Source organism: Hoeflea sp., assembly GCF_039975035.1.
Classification (GTDB): domain Bacteria; phylum Pseudomonadota; class Alphaproteobacteria; order Rhizobiales; family Rhizobiaceae; genus Hoeflea.
On record NZ_JBDWHW010000222.1, the window covers coordinates 28,464 to 43,919 of the forward strand.

Consider the following 15,456-nt stretch of genomic DNA (forward strand, 5'->3'; position numbering starts at 1 on the left):
TTTCATGCGATTGCGCAACATCTGACCGCTGCGCTTCCCTTGCCGATCACGGAACCTCATGCTGCAACTCAATAATCTGACCAAGACCTATCGCACCGGCGACAAGGCGCTTCAGGAGGTCACCCTGTCCATTCCCAAGGGTCAGGTTCTGGCGCTGATCGGACCGTCCGGTGCAGGCAAATCAACGCTGATCCGTTGCATCAATCGTCTGGTCGAGCCGACGTCGGGTTCGGTGATCCTCGACGGCACCGACGTGACTGCGCTCAGCTCCAGCGGGTTGCGCAAGATGCGCCGCCAGATGGGCATGATTTTTCAGGAATATGCACTGGTCGAGCGGCTCACCGTGATGGAGAACGTGCTTTCGGGACGGCTCGGCTATGTCGGCTTCTGGCGCTCGTTCCTGCGCAAATATCCACAATCGGATGTCGATGAAGCCTTCCGACTGCTCGACCGCGTCGGGTTGCTGACCATGGCCGACAAGCGCGCCGACGAACTCTCCGGCGGCCAACGGCAGCGCGTCGGCATCGCCCGCGCACTGATCCAGAACCCGCGGCTGCTGCTGGTGGATGAACCCACCGCCTCGCTCGACCCCAAGACCTCGCGCCAGATCATGCGCCTGATCTGCGAATTGTGCGCTGAACGCGATCTCGCCGCCGTCATCAACATCCACGATGTCGCTCTGGCACAGATGTTCGTTGAACGCATCGTCGGCCTGAAAGCCGGTGAACTGGCCTTTGACGGCAAGCCGACCGAGATGAGTGACGAGGTGCTGACCACGATCTATGGCGAAGAAGACTGGCACGCCACCATCCGCGATGTCGACGACGAGGAAGACACCGATACGGTGGAGCCGGCGCTATGACCACGGCCACGCTTGACGACCGGCTTGGCCACAGCTGGCAAAAGCCGCATCTGATCACCAATCCGCTTCTGCGCTGGGGCCTTGCCATCGGTGCCCTGGTCTATGTCGTGCTGGCCGTCAGTTCGATCGACGTCAACTGGTCGCGCGTCGCCGAAGGCCTGAGCCGCGGCTGGGCTTTCGTGACAGCCTTCTTCAATCCCGATTTCGTCTCCCGCGGCGGCGACATCTGGGACGGCATCATCGAGAGCATCATCATCACCATCACCTCGACGGTGGTGGGCATTGCGATTTCCATTCCCATCGGCCTGGGTGCTGCGCGCAACATCGCGCCGCTGCCGGTCTATCTGGTTTGCCGGGGCATCGTCGCCCTGTCACGCGCACTCAACGAGATCATTGTCGCCATCCTGCTGGTGGCGATCTTCGGCTTTGGTCCGCTGGCCGGATTCCTCACCCTGTCTTTCGCCACTATCGGCTTCATTTCGAAGCTGCTGGCCGAAGACATAGAGGAAATGAGCAAGGTGCAGGCGGAAGCCATCCGCGCCACCGGGTCGTCCTGGCTGCAATGGATCAACTACGGCGTCCAGCCGCAGGTGATGCCGCGGCTGATCGGGCTGTCGATGTACCGCCTCGACATCAATTTCCGCGAATCCGCCGTGCTTGGCCTGGTCGGCGCCGGTGGCATCGGCGCCACGCTCAACACCGCTTTCGACCGCTATGAATTCGACACAGCGGCGGCAATCCTGCTGATCATCATCGTCACCGTCATGGGGCTGGAATATCTCTCCGGCATCATCAGGGCAAAGGTACAGTAATGCCGGTATCAACTGACGCAAAAGGCGCCAAGATCTGGCAATTGCGCAATCGCAACCAGACACTCACCCGTTGGGCCGGCTATCTCGCCGCCGTTGCCATCTTCATGTGGTGCTGGCAGCGGATTTCCGAGGCCACCACCTGGTTCTTCGTCTGGGATGCGCCCCGCATCGCCGCCGATATCGGCTCCCGAGCCATGCCGCCACGCTGGTCCTACATGGACAAATTGTGGGGTCCGCTGTGGGATACGCTCAATATGGCGACGCTTGGCACGGTGCTGGCCCTGTTCATGGCTGTGCCGGTGGCGTTTCTGGCGGCGCGCAACACCACTCCGAGCGCCCTGTTCATCCGGCCGGTGGCGCTGTTCATTATCGTCGCCACCCGCTCGATCAACTCGCTGATCTGGGCCCTCCTGCTGGTTGCCATCATCGGCCCCGGTGTCTTTGCCGGACTGATGGCGATTGCCTTCCGCTCGATCGGTTTCTGCGCCAAGCTGCTCTATGAGGCGATCGAGGAGATCGACGAGAAACAGGTCGAGGCGATCACCGCCACCGGCGCCAGCCGCTGGCAAGTGATGGCTTACGGCATCGTGCCGCAGATCATGCCCGCCTTCGCCGGCATCAGCGTCTTCCGCTGGGACATCAACATCCGCGAATCCACCGTTCTGGGCCTCGTCGGCGCGGGCGGTATCGGGCTGCAGCTTCAATCCTCGCTCAACACACTGGCCTGGCCGCAGGTGGCCCTGATCCTGATCGTCATCTTGGCTGCCGTGATCGTTGGCGAATGGGTTTCGGCAAAAGTACGTGGAGCGATCATTTGAGCACCGGTTCTGCAATCCTCAAAGGCGCCGACACCGCTGTTGCCTTCACGGAATACCAATCCGTGCGGCATCGGCTGCCTGCCGGACGCGGGCCGGCGCAATTCACCCGTGCCACCGATCTCGATGCCATCGCCGATCATTTCGACGTCTTCCTGCTTGATGCGTTCGGGGTGCTCAATATCGGCGAAACGGCGATCCCGGGCGTGGTTGACCGCGTCAATGGTCTGCGCCAGCGCGGCAAGCAGGTGCTGGTTGTCACCAATGCGGCGGGATACCCCTCCTTGGTGCTTCATGCCCGCTACAAACGGTTGGGCTACAGCTTTGATACGCAGCACGTTGTGTCGAGCCGGATGGCATTGCTCAAGGGCCTCGATGACCATGCGCACCGCAAATGGGGAATGGTCGCAGCTCCCAGCTTCGGCCGCGAGGAACTTCCCGAAGGCGCGATTTTCCTCGAGGATGATCCCGCCGCCTATGCCGAGGCCGAAGGTTTTTTGATGTTCGGTGCATCAGCCTGGAGCGAATCCCGGCATGCCTTGCTCGAACAGGCGCTCAAGGACAACCCCCGCGACGTCCTGGTTGGCAATCCGGATCTGGTTGCGCCGGTCGAGGCCGGATTGTCGCGCGAACCCGGCCATTATGCCCATCGCCTGGCAACCGCCACCGGCATCGAACCGGTGTTTTACGGCAAACCGTTCCCGGCAATCTTCGATCTGGCGCGTGAGCGTATCCGGCCCGGCACGCCTGACGAGCGCGTGGTGATGGTCGGCGACACGCTGCACACCGACATTCTCGGCGGTGCGGCAGCCGGTTTCCGCACAGCCCTGATCCAGGGCTACGGCTTCTTCGATGGAGAGGACCCGGCGGATGCCATCGCACGCTCGCAAATTGTCCCGGATTTCATCCTCGAACGGCCTTAAGGGCTTACAAAGCCAAACCTGACGGTCAGGCCGGCCCCCTTCGCTCCCCGGTTCAGGCTGCACCCGCCGTTTGTTTGCATGCCATGTTGACGCACATCAAGGCGAGCGATGCTCCAAGCTTTACAGTGAGACTTCATTTCGACTTGTCTCACACAGCCTTTCGGGAGCGCATCATGTCCGCAGCCACCAAGAACGTCATCTGGTTTGAAGATCTGTCGCGCGGCGATGTCGCTCTGGTCGGCGGCAAGAACTCGTCGCTGGGCGAAATGGTACAGCAATTGGGGCAAAAAGGCATTGATGTGCCGCCCGGTTTCGCCACCACCTCGGACGCTTTCCGCGCCTTCATCAAGGCCAACAATCTCAATGATGTGATCGCCGAGGCGATGGAGAAGCTCGAAAGCGGCAAGCGCACGCTGGCCGAAACCGGCAAGGCTGTCCGCGCAGCGATCGTCGCGGGCGACTGGCCCGACGATATCCGCGAAGCTATCCTGTCTGCCTACCGCGTGCTCTCCGAGCGCACCGGCAACACCGAGCTTTCGGTCGCGGTCCGCTCCAGCGCCACTGCAGAAGACCTGCCTGACGCCAGCTTCGCCGGTCAGCAGGAAACCTTCCTCAATGTCCGGGGCGAAGCCGCACTGCTCGCCACCTGCCGCCGTTGCTACGCTTCGCTGTTTACCGACCGGGCGATCACATACCGCAAGATCCAGGGGTTCGACCACAACCAGGTGGCGCTGTCGATCGGCGTGCAATTGATGGTGCGTTCCGACATCGGCGGCTCAGGCGTGATGTTCTCCATCGACACCGAATCCGGCTTTGACAAGGTGGTGCTGATCAATGCTGCCTGGGGACTGGGCGAAAACGTCGTTCAAGGCGCTGTCACGCCGGACGAATACGAGGTGTTCAAGCCGCTGCTCGACAAACCCGGCCTCAAGCCGATTGTCGAGAAGACCTGTGGCGCCAAGGAGATCAAGATGATCTACGCCGGCGCCGAAGGTGGCGAGACCAGGAATGTTCCGACCTCGAAGGCCGAACGCGGATCCTATGTGTTGAGCGACGAGGAAATCCTCAATCTCGCCCGCCAGGCCGCCACCATCGAAAAGCACTACGGCCAGGCCATGGACATGGAATGGGCCAAGGATGGCGAGACCGGCAAGCTCTATATTGTTCAGGCGCGGCCCGAAACCGTGCAGTCGCGTATCGATGTCACCGCGCTCAAGACCTACACAATCAAGAAGACCGGCAAGACCCTGCTGACCGGCTTGAGCGTTGGCGCCGCCGTCCGCGCCGGGCGGGTCTGCCTGATCGAGAACGCCAGGGACATCGACAAATTCGTCGACGGTTCGATCCTGGTGACGTCCACCACCGACCCCGACTGGGTGCCGATCATGAAGCGGGCCACGGCGATTGTCACCGACCATGGCGGACGCACCTCACACGCGGCCATTGTCAGCCGCGAGCTTGGTCTGCCGGCCATCGTCGGCACCGGCAACGCCACCGATATCCTGCACGACGAGCAGGAAGTGACGATCTCCTGCGCCGGCGGTGAGGAAGGTGCGGTCTATGAGGGCATCGCCGAGTACGAAGTCAAGGATGTCCATCTCGACAATGTGCCCAAGACCAAGACCCGTGTCATGCTCAATCTTGCCGATCCGTCAGCCGCATTCCGCTGGTGGCGTCTGCCCGCCGACGGCGTTGGTCTGGCGCGGATGGAATTCGTGGTCAATTCCGCCGTGCGGGTGCATCCCATGGCGCTGGTCAATTTCGACACGCTGAAGGATGAGGACGCCAAGGCCGAAATCGCTGAGCTGACCCGGCGCTACACCAACAAGGGCGACTATTTCGTCGAGACCCTGGCGCGCGGCCTGTCGCGCATCGCCGCCGTCGCCTACCCCAAGCCGGTGATCGTGCGGATGAGCGATTTCAAGACCAATGAATATGCCGAACTGCTCGGCGGTCGTGCCTTCGAGCCCAGCGAAGAAAACCCGATGATCGGCTTTCGCGGCGCGTCACGCTACTACTCCGACAACTACCGCGAGGGCTTCGCGCTCGAATGCAAGGCGATCAAGATGCTGCGCGAGGAGATGGGCTTTGACAATGTCGTGGTCATGATCCCGTTCTGCCGTTCGCCTGACGAGGCCGACAAGGTGTTGGCGGTGATGGCCGACAATGGCCTGGCCCGTGGCGAGAACGGCTTGCAGGTCTATGTCATGGGCGAAATTCCGTCCAATGTCATCCGTGCCGCGGAATTTGCCACGCGCTTCGACGGCTTCTCCATCGGCTCCAACGATCTGACCCAGCTGACCCTGGGCGTCGACCGCGATTCGGGCGAACTGGCCGACCTGTTCAGCGAGGCCGATCCGGCGGTGATCTGGATGATCGAGACGCTGATCGCGCGCGCCCACGAAGCCGGCGCCAAGGTCGGGCTTTGCGGCCAGGCACCCTCCAACGATCCTGGCTTTGCTAAGCTGCTGGTCAAGGCGGGCATCGACACCATCTCCGTGACGCCCGACAGTTTCGTCGCGGTCAAGCAAAACGTGGCGGAGGCGGAAAAAGCCGGGTAGCACCCGCAAAAATCCGGAGCCTACCGGATTGAAACCGCCCTGCTCCTTGTGAGATGGTCTGCCCATGTCTGAAATCCTGACCGTCACACTCAATCCCGCCCTCGACGTGGCAACTTCGGTTGACCACGTCGTTGCCGGCCCGAAACTGCGCTGCGAAGCGCCGCGCTATGATCCCGGCGGCGGCGGCGTCAATGTCAGCCGCGCCATCCTGCGGCTGGGCGGACGGTCAAGAGCCTTTATGGCGCTGGGCGGCGACACCGGCAGCACCTTGCAGTCGATGCTGGTCGCCGAAGGCACCGATGTCGTGGCCTTTGCGGTGTCCGGCAACACCCGGCAATCCTTCGCGGTGATTGAAAAAACCAGCGGCAAGCAGTACCGCTTCCAGCTGCCCAGCCCTGCCTGGCCGCCCGGGCAGACTGACGCCTTGCTGGCGCTGATCGGGCCGCATCTGACCGCACACAGCCTCATCGTCATGTCCGGCAGCCTGCCGCCCGGTGTTCCGGCAGACATCGCCTCGACCATCAACCGGCTGGCGGTGAAGCACGGCGCGCAACTGATCCTCGACACTTCCGGCCCGGCACTTGAAGCCGCGGCAACGAATTCCGGTCCGCCCTTCGCACTGCTCCGCATGGATGGCGCGGAAGCCACCGAGGTTTCCGGCCAAAGCTTCGCAAACCCGGCGGAACTGGCCGATTACGGCCAACAGCTGATCCTAAATGGCGTTGCCGACCATCTGGTGATGTCGATGGGCGCCAGAGGAACCGCCGGTGTATCCGCCGACGAGCGGTTCTTCTGCCAGCCGCCCAAGCTCGACACCTTGAGCGCCATCGGCGCCGGCGACAGCATGGTGGCGGCCATAGCCATGATGCTCTCCACCGGAGGCAGCTTTCGCGATGCCGTCCGTCAGGGCGTCGCCGCCGCCGGATCGGCTGTGCTGACGCCTGCGACGGAGCTGTGCTCAAAGGCAACGGCGGATGAGATTTTGGAAAAGGTGGTGACCGACGATATCTAAGGTTCAGGTATGGCGCTTCTGATCCGCTCAGGCTGCCTGTTGGCGTAGTCGGTCAAACCAGCCTGCAAGACCATTGGCGTCGGCGGCGAGTTCCTCGGCGTAGCCGCCGGCGAATTCCTCGAAAGCCTGGCTGTTGAGGCCATTGACCCCGAGCAGGACCGGGATGTCGCGCGCCAGCGCCTCGCCGATCAGCGGCCGGAAGCCCCTGCCCTCGGTTTCGTGCTTGCCGAACTTGTTGATGATCAGAAGGTCCGGTGCCGGATCAAGTGCCGTCTCGACCAGCGCCACCGCTTCCTCGAGCGCCGCCGGATTGAGCCGGCACCCGCGCGATTCCTCGCCCAGCACCTGGTTGATGCGGATCACCGGACCGCCCGGCAGCACCCGCACATCCATGTCGCAATGATGCGAGCCGGGCCGGTCGGCATTGGTTTGCACCACACCGGCAAGGTTGAACCCGTCCGCCTGCAGGTGATCCGCGAACTCCCACAGCAGCCGGTCGGTCAAGCCGCGCTCGGTGGTTTTGACAAAGGCCAACGCCATGGTGATTGCTCCTTCATGTCCGGGAGGGGATTATGCCCGTCCCCGGTGGAAATCAAAGTCCCCGCGCGACGGGTGAACGCCGCGAAGGGACATGCCGTTTGACATCACGCCGCCTTCTTGAGCGTGATGCCGGTCACCTCGGCCTGTTCGGCCAGCTTGTCGACAAAGGCGCGGCTGGCGCGAACCCAGGCGGCCTTTTCCAAGGCCGAGCGCAACGCCGTCTCCACCGCCTCGAACGGCAGGATCTCGCCATCAGCCCTGGCGTCGAGCCGGATGATGTGAAAGCCGTAGCGGCTTTCCACCGGTTCAGGCGCAATTTCGCCCTGGGCGAGCATATCCAGCGCCGCCTCGAATTCGGCCACGGTGTCGCCTGCCGAAATCTGCCCCAGCCTGCCGCCATTGGCGCGTGAGGAACAGGCGGAATGGTCCCGCGCCAGCGCGTCGAATGCTTTTGGTTCGAGCTTGATCTTGGCGAGCACGGCGTTGGCCTGGTCTTTCGCCACCTTGCGCGCCACGACATCGTCAGGCCGGGCGGCGAACAGGATATGCGCCGCTTCATAGAGTGCCGGTGCGCGGTGGCGTTCCGGATTGGACTCATAGGCCGCACGGACTTCCTGCTGTGTCGGTGGCTCGGCCTCTACCGCCTCGTCGAGAATCTGGCGGATCACGGCTTCATCCTCGGTTTCCCAAAGACCCGGCGCAAGCTCCATTGGCGCGGCCACGATCCCGCGCCGCTGCGCCTCCTGCAGGATCATTGTACGAACCGCCAGCGCCCGCGCCGCCGCCATCCAGGCCATGCCCGGTTTGCCCTTCGGCGCCGGATGGTTCTGCGCTTCCGTGGCAATCAGTTCCGGCGAGATCGGTTCGCCATTGACGGAGATATTGGTGAAGGTCTGTTTCATGGCCTTTGCCCCAGATTTGCCTTGTGCTTGCGGGTGCGGACGATCTGGTAGCCCGGACGCAGGACATAGCGCACCGGCACCGAGAGCATGTGCACCAGACGGGTGAACGGGAACAGGATGAAGATCATGAGCCCGAGCAGGATATGCAGCTTGTAGATCCAGTGCACATCGGCCACGATGTACCATGCATCCTTGCGCATCGTGAAAATCGCCCGCGCCCAATCCATGAACTTGACCATTTCGCCACCATCCAGATGCTGAATCGAGACAAGGATGGTGCCCATACCTATGATGATTTGCGCGAAAAGAAGCACCAGAATGCCGGTGTCTGCAAATGTCGAGTGCGCCCGCACGCGCTCGTCAAACAGCCGCCGGTGCAACAGCATTGCACCGCCGACAATCGCCATAGCCCCGGCAATGCCGCCGACGACGATCGCCAGCAACTGCTTGAAGGCATAGCTGATACCCAGCACATGGAAAAGTTCCACCGGCGTAAGCATGCCGACCAGATGGCCGAAGAAAACGATCAAAATTCCAACATGGAACAGGATCGAGCCCCACACCAGCTGTTTGCGGCGCAACAACTGGCTTGACGAGGATTTCCACGTAAAGGGGTCGCGCTCATACCGCGCGATCGAACCAATGACAAGCACGGTCAGCGCGATGTACGGAAGAACTCCAAAAATAAAATAGGTCATGACGAGCGTCCTCTCGCGTCAGGCGTTGGCAGGACGCAACGGGGCGTCCATACGGGCAAGAATATCGCGACTGATCGGGCAGCCGGCGTTCGGATCCGGTCCGAAGGTGACCATCGCCTCCTCATAGACCGCGTCGAGCGCGTCGAGATCTTCAGGATCATCGTCCTTCTCGGCGATCAGCGCCTGGGCTTCTTCGGTCTCTATCGAGGCCTGTGCGATCTCCGATAGCGCGACGAGCACCGCTGCATAGGGCGTCTCGCGACGGGTCAGCCGTTCGGCCAGTGCCGCGATGATATGGCCGGCGTCAACGAGCAGCGCCCGCGCCTCACCTAGCGGGAGCGTCGAAATGAACTCGAGCAGCACCGGCAGATGGTCGGGCAGTTCGGTGGCCACGAGCTCGAAGCCCTTGGCGCGGTAGGTCTCGAGCAGATCGACCATCGCCCCGCCCCGGTCGCGGCCCTCGCCGTGAATATGCTCGAACAGGTTGAGCGACAGCGTGCGCGAGCGATCGAACAACAGCACGTAACGCTCCTGCAGGTCGAAAATGTCACCCTGTTCAAATTCAAGCAGCAACGGCTCGATGGATTCAAGCGCCGCGACTGAAACAATGGCTTCATCCGCAAGCACATCCCGGATCGCCGGGATGGCCTCCTGCAGTTCGGTGGAAGGATACGTCAGCAAGGCCGACAAGGCTTTGAATGTCCGGATCATGAGAGGAACTCCGTAGGTGAGCGGAAGCTCTTGCCGCCGCCGAAAAGCTTGCCGTCGGATATGCCCGTCGAGCAGCCGTTTCCGTCAGTGAAGCCGCAACCGGTCTTCAGGTCGTAGGCATCCTCGACCATTTCGCGGTGTGTTGTCGGGATGACGAAACGGTCCTCGTAATTGGCAATCGCCATCAACTGGTACATTTCGTCGATCTGGAGCGGCGTGAGCCCGACGCGATTGGCAACGCCGAGATTGACCACGCCATCCACTGTCTTCGAGCGCATGTAGGCGCGCATCGCCATCATCCGCTCGAGCGCTGCAACCACCGGCGGCTCGTCGCCGGCCGTCAGCATGTTGGCGAGATAGCGCACCGGGATCCTCAGCGAGCGAACATCCGGCATGTTGTCGATGGTGCCGATGGCGCCGGCTTCCGCCGCATTCTGGATCGGCGAGAGCGGCGGCACGTACCAAACCATCGGCAGGGTGCGGTATTCGGGATGCAGCGGAAAGGCGATCTTCCATTCCATCGCCATTTTCCAGATCGGCGAATTCTGAGCACCCTTGATCCAGTCTTCGGGAACGCCCTCCTTGCGCGCGGCGGCAATCACCTCGGGATCATTGGGATCAAGGAAGACCCCAAGCTGGGCGTCATAAAGATCCATCTCGTCTTCGGTCGCAGCAGCTTCCGCGATCTTGTCGGCATCATAAAGCATGACGCCGAGATAGCGGATACGGCCGACGCAGGTTTCCGAACACACTGTCGGCTGACCAGATTCCAGACGCGGGTAACACAGCGTGCACTTTTCGGATTTTCCGCTTTCCCAGTTGTAATAGATCTTCTTGTAGGGGCAGCCCGACACGCACATGCGCCAGCCGCGGCATTTTTCCTGGTCGATCAGCACGACGCCGTCGTCCTCGCGCTTGTAGATCGCGCCTGAAGGACACGAGGCAACGCAGGCGGGGTTGAGGCAATGCTCGCACAGCCGTGGCAGATACATCATGAAGGTGTTTTCGTACTCGCCGTAGATTTCCTTCTCGATGCCCTCGAAATTGTAGTCCTGGCTGCGCTTGGAAAACTCGCCACCGAGAATTTCTTCCCAGTTCGGACCCCATTCGATCTTTTCCATGCGCTCGCCGGAGATCTTCGAACGCGGCCTGGCGGTCGGAAATGCCTCCATCTCCGGCGCCGATTTGAGATGGTCGTGGTCGAAATCGAACGGCTCGTAGAAGTCGTCGATTTCCGGCAGATCCGGATTGGCGAAGATATTGGCCAGGATCCGCCATTTGCCGCCCTGCTTGGGCTGCAGCTTGCCGGATTTGGTCCGGGTCCAGCCGCCGTTCCAGCGCTTCTGGTTTTCCCAGTCCTTCGGATAGCCGATGCCGGGCTTGGTCTCGACATTGTTGAACCAGGCGTACTCGACGCCTTCGCGGCTGGTCCAGACATTCTTGCAGGTGACAGAGCAGGTGTGGCACCCGATACATTTATCGAGATTGAGCACCATGCCGATTTGCGCGCGGACTTTCATTCTGCTGCCTCCACTTGGGCGGCCGGGCGATCCAGCCAGTCGACCTTTGTCATTTTGCGAACGATGACGAACTCATCGCGATTGGATCCCACGGTTCCGTAGTAGTTGAAGCCGTAGGAGAGCTGTGCGTAGCCGCCGATCATGTGGGTCGGCTTGAGCGTGGTGCGGGTCACCGAATTGTGGATGCCGCCGCGCTTGCCGGTGATCTGCGATCCCGGCGTGTTCACGATCTTTTCCTGCGCGTGATACATGAACAGCGTGCCTTCCTTGATGCGCTGGCTGACCACCGCACGCGCGGTCAGGACACCGTTCGAGTTGTAGACTTCGACCCAGTCATTATCGACCAGCCCGGCCTTGCGGGCATCGATCTCGGAAATCCACACCACCGGGCCGCCGCGGTTGAGCGTCAGCATCATCAGGTTGTCCGAATAGGTCGAGTGAATGCCCCATTTCTGGTGCGGCGTGATGAAGTTGAGCACCACATGCGGCTGGCCGTCGCGTTCGGAAATATTGATATCCGCACCGACCGTCTTGGTGTCCACCGGCGGACGCCAGGTGACGAAGAACTCGCCGAACGCCTGCATCCACTTGTGGTCCTGATAGAGTTGCTGGCGGCCTGTCACCGTGCGCCAGGGGATCAGCTCGTGCACATTGGTGTAGCCTGCATTGTAGCAGACCTCCTCGCTTTCGATCCCCGACCAGGTCGGCGACGAGATGATCTTGCGTGGCTGTGCAGCGATGTCGCGGAAGCGGATCTTTTCGTCTTCCTTGGCTTCGGCCAGATGCCGGTGATCGATCCCGGTGTGCTTGCCCAGTGCATCCCAGGCCTTGACCGCAACTTCGCCATTGGTTTCAGGCGCCAGCATCAGGATGACTTCGCAGGCGTCGATGGCGGTGTCGATCCTGGCGAGCCCCTTGCTGACCCCCTCCTCCGTGACCACGCCATTGAGCGCCTGGAGATGGTGCACCTCGGTCTTGGTGTCCCAGGTAATGCCCTTGCCGCCGTTACCGACCTTGTCCATAAGCGGTCCAAGCGAGGTGAAACGCTTGTAGACATTGGGATAGTCGCGTTCCACAGCGATATAGCCCGGCGCTGTCTTGCCCGGAATGAGATCGCACTCGCCGAGCTTCCAGTCGAGAACCTCGGGCTGCGCCAGTTCCGACGGCGTGTCGTGATGCAGCGCCAGTTGCACCACATCGGTTTCGACACCGAGAATTTCAGGCGAGACTTCCGAGAACTTCCCGGCGATTGCCTTGAAGATTTCCCAGTCCGTCTTGCTTTCGTAGGCCGGGTCGACCGCCGCCTGCAGCGGATGGATGAACGGGTGCATGTCGGACGTGTTCATGTCGTCCTTTTCGTACCAGCTCGCCGTCGGCAGAACGATGTCGGCATAGACCGCGGTCGTCGACATGCGGAAGTCGATGGTCACAAGCAGGTCGAGTTTGCCTTCGGGCGCCTGATCATGCCACTTGGCCTCGATCGGCTTCTGGCGGCCTTCCTCGCCAAGGTCCTTGCCCTGGACGCCATGATCGGTGCCGAGCAGGTGCTTGAGGAAATACTCATGTCCCTTGCCTGACGATCCGAGCAGGTTGGAGCGCCAGACAAACAGGTTGCGCGGCCAGTTTTCCGGAGCGTCCGGATCCTCGCACGACATTTCCAGTTCGCCCGATTTCAGCTTTTCGGCGACATAAGAGGACACGTCCTTGCCGGTAGCCTTGATCGCACGGCCAACTTCGAGCGGATTGGTCTTGAGCTGAGGTGCCGATGGCAGCCATCCCATGCGCTCGGCTCGAATGTTGTAGTCGATCAGGCTCAGCGTCTTCCAGTCGCCTTCTGGCGCTGTTGGTGACAGGATTTCTTCCGCCGTCACGGTTTCGTAACGCCATTGGTTGGTATGGGCATACCAGGCCGAGGTGGAGTTCATGTGCCGTGGCGGGCGCGCCCAATCGAGCGCAAACGCCAGCGGTGTCCAGCCGGTTTGCGGCCGCAGCTTTTCCTGGCCCACATAATGCGCCCAGCCGCCACCGGACTTGCCGATGCAACCGCACATCACCAGCATGTTGATGACAGCGCGGTAGTTCATGTCCATGTGGTACCAATGGTTCATTGCCGCACCGATGATGACCATCGACTTGCCATTGGTTTTCTCGGCATTGTCGGCGAATTCGCGCGCCACTTGGATGATCTTGTCGCGGCGAACGCCGGTGATCTTCTCGGCCCAGGCCGGAGTGAATGGCACATCCTCATCGTAGGAAGTAGCCACATTGGCGCCGCCCAGACCCCGGTCGAGGCTATAGTTGGCGCAGAACAGGTCAAACACGGTTGCGACCATGGCGGTCTTGCCATTGGCCAGCTTGATCTTTCTGGCCGGCACGTTGCGGGTCAGCACGTCGGGGTGATCGCAGACCTCGAAGCCGTTGGTCGCAGCCCCGCCGAAATACGGGAACTCGACGCCCACGACCGCGTCATGATCGGTATCGAGGATCTGGCTCATGCGCAGCTTGACGGGCGCGCTGCCGGCCTTTTCCTCAAGGTTCCATTTGCCATGCTCGCCCCAGCGGAAGCCGATCGAGCCATTGGGAACCACGATGTCGCCGGTGGCTTCATCGATGCCGACGGTCTTCCATTCCGGATTGTTCGCTTCGCCCAGTTTCCTGGCAAAATCCGACGCGCGCAATTGCCGGCCGGGAATATAGGAGCCGCCGCGCTTGTCGAGTTGCACCAGCATCGGCATGTCGGAATATTTGCGGCAGTAGTCCTCGAAATATTCTGCCTGCCGGTCGAGGTGAAACTCCCTGAGGATGACGTGGCCGAATGCCATGCCGAGCGCCGCGTCGGTGCCCTGTTTGGCATTGAGCCAGATATCGGAGAATTTCGATGCTTCCGAATAATCCGGGCAGATCACCGCGGACTTGGTGCCGCGATAACGTGCTTCGGTGTAGAAATGGGCGTCGGGCGTGCGCGTCTGCGGCACGTTCGAGCCCCACAGGATGAGGAAACCCGCATTGTACCAGTCAGCAGATTCCGGCACGTCGGTCTGCTCGCCCCAGGTCTGCGGCGAAGCCGGCGGCAGATCGCAATACCAGTCGTAAAACGACATGCAGGTGCCGCCGATCAGGCTCAGATACCGCGTTCCTGCAGCGTAGGACACCATCGACATGGCCGGGATCGGCGAGAAGCCGAAGACCCGGTCCGGGCCATATTTCTTGGCGGTATAGGCATTGGCCGCAGCGGTGATTTCCGTCGCCTCGTCCCAGGAAGCGCGGACGAAGCCGCCCTTGCCGCGCTTGGCGACATAGTCGGCGCGCATGGCAGGATCCGACTGGATCGTCGTCCAGGCCTGGATTGCCGACTGGGTCTCGCGCAGCTTGCGCCACATCTTCATCAGCCGTGCACGCACCAGCGGCGTTTTCACCCGGTTGGCCGAGTACAGATACCAGCTGTAACTGGCGCCGCGGGCACAGCCGCGCGGTTCGTGATTGGGCAGGTCCGGCCGGGTGCGCGGATAGTCCGTCTGCTGGGTTTCCCAGGTGACGACACCGGATTTGACATAAATCTTCCAGGAGCAGGATCCGGTGCAGTTCACCCCATGCGTGGAGCGGACGATTTTGTCGTGCTGCCAGCGCTTGCGGTAGACGTCTTCCCAATCGCGACTTTCCATAGTGGTTTCACCATGACCGTCCGAGAATGTATCGACGCGCTTGCTGGCGAAGAAGTTCAGTCTGTCGAGCAAATGGCTCATCTTGTTTTTTCCTTTCAGGTCAGGCTGTCACGGGAGTGGTGGCAACGGTGCGCTCAACTTCGTACAGAAGTCCTCCGCGCCTTGTGTAATAGGCCCAGGTCAGCGCCGCACAGATCACGTAGAAGACGAGGAAACCCCACAATGCGGCAGCCGGTCCGCCGGTCATGGAAATCGAGGTTCCATAGGCCTTAGGAATGAAGAAGGCGCCGTAGGCGGCAATCGCCGAGGTGAAGGCGATGATTGCCGCACTTTCGCGTCCGGCCTGCTTGAGCAGTTCGTCTTTCGACAACCCCTTCATCAGGCGCGGGACTTCCCGCGTCATGATCACCGGGATCATCTGGAAGGTGGAGGCGTTGC

General features: G+C 61.5%; 12 protein-coding genes and 1 pseudogene. 6 read left to right on the forward strand and 7 right to left on the reverse strand.

The annotated features are described in order from the left end of the window. The first annotated feature begins 58 nt into the window (after window positions 1–58). The 6 genes from phnC (at window position 59) to ABJN75_RS19640 (ending at window position 6,985) form a co-directional block, all read left to right on the forward strand. Window positions 59–862 (forward strand): phosphonate ABC transporter ATP-binding protein, encoded by an 804-nt coding sequence (gene phnC, locus ABJN75_RS19615; protein ID WP_348441280.1) that lies wholly within the window; start codon window positions 59–61, stop codon window positions 860–862. Next, window positions 859–1,674, forward strand: a complete 816-nt coding sequence (gene phnE / locus ABJN75_RS19620; RefSeq protein WP_348441281.1) for a phosphonate ABC transporter, permease protein PhnE — start codon at window positions 859–861, stop codon at window positions 1,672–1,674. The genes phnC and phnE (ABJN75_RS19620) overlap by 4 nt, the downstream gene beginning before the upstream one ends. Next, window positions 1,674–2,492 (forward strand): phosphonate ABC transporter, permease protein PhnE, encoded by an 819-nt coding sequence (gene phnE, locus ABJN75_RS19625; RefSeq protein WP_348441282.1) that lies wholly within the window; start codon window positions 1,674–1,676, stop codon window positions 2,490–2,492. The genes phnE (ABJN75_RS19620) and phnE (ABJN75_RS19625) overlap by 1 nt, the downstream gene beginning before the upstream one ends. Continuing rightward, on the forward strand, window positions 2,489–3,412 hold the full coding sequence (locus ABJN75_RS19630; RefSeq protein WP_348441283.1) for an HAD hydrolase-like protein: 924 nt from the start codon (window positions 2,489–2,491) through the stop codon (window positions 3,410–3,412). Before phnE (ABJN75_RS19625) ends, ABJN75_RS19630 begins: the two co-directional genes overlap by 4 nt. A 173-nt stretch (window positions 3,413–3,585) precedes the next feature. Next, window positions 3,586–5,973, forward strand: coding sequence for a phosphoenolpyruvate synthase (gene ppsA / locus ABJN75_RS19635; protein ID WP_348441284.1), 2,388 nt, complete (start codon window positions 3,586–3,588; stop codon window positions 5,971–5,973). Between the two features lie 64 nt (window positions 5,974–6,037). After that, window positions 6,038–6,985 carry a hexose kinase gene (locus ABJN75_RS19640; protein WP_348441285.1) on the forward strand — a complete coding sequence of 316 codons (948 nt, stop codon included), beginning with the start codon at window positions 6,038–6,040 and terminating at the stop codon, window positions 6,983–6,985. Window positions 6,986–7,012: 27 nt separating this feature from the next. Here ABJN75_RS19640 and ABJN75_RS19645 read toward each other — a convergent pair whose 3' ends face one another. The 7 genes and pseudogenes from ABJN75_RS19645 to ABJN75_RS19675 all read right to left on the reverse strand — a co-directional run. After that, window positions 7,013–7,525, reverse strand: a complete 513-nt coding sequence (locus ABJN75_RS19645) for a DUF2478 domain-containing protein (protein WP_348441287.1) — start codon at window positions 7,523–7,525, stop codon at window positions 7,013–7,015. 104 nt (window positions 7,526–7,629) lie between these two features. After that, window positions 7,630–8,427: a peptidylprolyl isomerase gene (locus tag ABJN75_RS19650; protein ID WP_348441289.1), complete on the reverse strand. Its 798-nt coding sequence runs from the start codon at window positions 8,425–8,427 to the stop codon at window positions 7,630–7,632. Beyond that, the gene (gene narI, locus ABJN75_RS19655) at window positions 8,424–9,125 is read right to left on the reverse strand and encodes a respiratory nitrate reductase subunit gamma (protein ID WP_348441290.1); all 702 of its coding nucleotides are present in this window, start codon (window positions 9,123–9,125) and stop codon (window positions 8,424–8,426) included. The genes ABJN75_RS19650 and narI overlap by 4 nt, the downstream gene beginning before the upstream one ends. Window positions 9,126–9,143: 18 nt before the next feature. After that, entirely contained in the window at window positions 9,144–9,836 is a 693-nt protein-coding gene (gene narJ / locus ABJN75_RS19660) for a nitrate reductase molybdenum cofactor assembly chaperone (protein WP_348441291.1), read from the reverse strand. After that, window positions 9,833–11,356: a nitrate reductase subunit beta gene (narH, locus tag ABJN75_RS19665; RefSeq protein WP_348441292.1), complete on the reverse strand. Its 1,524-nt coding sequence runs from the start codon at window positions 11,354–11,356 to the stop codon at window positions 9,833–9,835. Before narH ends, narJ begins: the two co-directional genes overlap by 4 nt. Next, complete coding sequence (locus ABJN75_RS19670; protein ID WP_348441293.1) at window positions 11,353–15,099, reverse strand: nitrate reductase subunit alpha; 3,747 nt, start codon at window positions 15,097–15,099, stop codon at window positions 11,353–11,355. The genes narH and ABJN75_RS19670 overlap by 4 nt, the downstream gene beginning before the upstream one ends. Before the next feature lie 19 nt (window positions 15,100–15,118). After that, window positions 15,119–15,456 (reverse strand): annotated as a pseudogene (locus tag ABJN75_RS19675) (MFS transporter); the annotation flags it as partial.

Coding starts and splice junctions, on each gene's coding strand:
- ppsA (WP_348441284.1), top strand. CDS start 3,586: ATGTCCGCAGCCACCAAGAACGTCATCTGGTTTGAAGATCTGTCGCGC.
- ABJN75_RS19645 (WP_348441287.1), bottom strand. CDS start 7,525: ATGGCGTTGGCCTTTGTCAAAACCACCGAGCGCGGCTTGACCGACCGG.
- ABJN75_RS19640 (WP_348441285.1), top strand. CDS start 6,038: ATGTCTGAAATCCTGACCGTCACACTCAATCCCGCCCTCGACGTGGCA.
- narI (WP_348441290.1), bottom strand. CDS start 9,125: ATGACCTATTTTATTTTTGGAGTTCTTCCGTACATCGCGCTGACCGTG.
- phnC (WP_348441280.1), top strand. CDS start 59: ATGCTGCAACTCAATAATCTGACCAAGACCTATCGCACCGGCGACAAG.
- narH (WP_348441292.1), bottom strand. CDS start 11,356: ATGAAAGTCCGCGCGCAAATCGGCATGGTGCTCAATCTCGATAAATGT.
- ABJN75_RS19650 (WP_348441289.1), bottom strand. CDS start 8,427: ATGAAACAGACCTTCACCAATATCTCCGTCAATGGCGAACCGATCTCG.
- narJ (WP_348441291.1), bottom strand. CDS start 9,836: ATGATCCGGACATTCAAAGCCTTGTCGGCCTTGCTGACGTATCCTTCC.
- phnE (WP_348441282.1), top strand. CDS start 1,674: ATGCCGGTATCAACTGACGCAAAAGGCGCCAAGATCTGGCAATTGCGC.
- phnE (WP_348441281.1), top strand. CDS start 859: ATGACCACGGCCACGCTTGACGACCGGCTTGGCCACAGCTGGCAAAAG.
- ABJN75_RS19670 (WP_348441293.1), bottom strand. CDS start 15,099: ATGAGCCATTTGCTCGACAGACTGAACTTCTTCGCCAGCAAGCGCGTC.